Below are 806 nucleotides of genomic sequence, written 5' to 3'. Positions count from 1 at the left end.
CGCTGATCAAGACCGGCCGGCCGCATATCCAGGGCGAACTCGACACGATCCTGCAGGTGATCGACCAGTTGCCCGACGGCGCGATCGCGGTGGACGGCGGCGCGAACGCGGGGCTGGTGTGCGTGCCGATCGCGCACCGGCTACGCGAGCGCGGCGGCCGCGTCTATGCGTTCGAGCCGCAACGCACGCTGTTTCACGCGCTCGGCGGCACCGTCGCGCTCAACCAGCTCGACAATCTCCATCTGCTGAACATGGGGCTGGCCGCCGCCAACGGCACGATGAAAGTGCCCGACGTCGACTACGGACAGGATGCCGACTTCGGGCAGGTCTCGCTCGTCGATGCGCAAGCCTCCGGCGGCACGCCGACGCCGGTCGTCCGGCTCGATTCGCTTGGCCTGCCGCGGCTGGATTTCCTGAAACTCGACATCGAAGGAATGGAGATCGACGCGCTGCGCGGCGCGCGGCGGCTGATCGAGACGCATCTGCCGTGGTGCTGGATCGAATACTGGAAAGTCGGCGAGGCGCGGATCATCGACACGTTCGCCGGTCTCGACTACACGTTCTACCGGATCGACGGGCTGAACATGCTGTGCGTGCCGAACCCGCGCTGGGACCGGCAGCGCCTGTTCATCACCGGCGAACCGCTCGCCGTCGGCTCGACGGCCGAACGCGGCACGGATTCCGCGACGGCCGCGCCCACCGACGCCGACGCCCCCGAACGAACTGGAACCGCGCGCTCGACCACGAATCGCGCGGCGAGTGGGGGCGATGCGATCGACCGCTGGCAACACGCACGCGGCCGCGGG

General features: G+C 69.0%; 1 protein-coding gene. It reads left to right on the top strand.

Translation table 11 applies throughout. The features are described 5' to 3' along the window. A partial coding sequence (locus tag JMF90_RS38960) for an FkbM family methyltransferase (protein ID WP_236598154.1) occupies positions 1-806 on the top strand: 806 nt, incomplete at both ends.

The organism is Burkholderia sp. E168m23 (assembly GCF_016586125.1).
Taxonomy (GTDB): Bacteria; Pseudomonadota; Gammaproteobacteria; order Burkholderiales; family Burkholderiaceae; genus Burkholderia; species Burkholderia orbicola.
This window is presented reverse-complemented; position numbering and strand designations above follow the sequence as displayed.